At 53.4% G+C, this 358-nt stretch carries 1 rRNA gene; it reads left to right on the forward strand.

Annotated features, from left to right (window positions below):
- A 23S ribosomal RNA gene (locus KP705_RS19615) occupies positions 1–358 on the forward strand; the annotation flags it as partial.

Raw genomic sequence — 358 nt, forward strand, 5'->3', positions numbered from 1 at the left:
ATGGGGCAACCCCCTCGCAAGAGGATCATGTACTGAATACATAGGTGCATGAGGCAAACCCGGGGAACTGAAACATCTCCGTACCTGGAGGAAAAGACATCAACAGAGATTCCGCTAGTAGTGGCGAGCGAACGCGGAGCAGGCCAATGCCTTACCACGAAGACGCAGAACGGTCTGGAAAGTCCGGCAATAATGGGTGATAGCCCCGTATGCGTAGTGTCTTTGTGAGGATTCGAGTAGGGCGGGGCACGTGAAACCCTGTCTGAACATGGGGGGACCACCCTCCAAGCCTAAATACTCCTTAGTGACCGATAGTGAACAAGTACCGTGAGGGAAAGGTGAAAAGCACCCCGATAAG

Source organism: Gluconobacter sp. P1D12_c, assembly GCF_018812105.1.
Classification (GTDB): domain Bacteria; phylum Pseudomonadota; class Alphaproteobacteria; order Acetobacterales; family Acetobacteraceae; genus Gluconobacter; species Gluconobacter oxydans_A.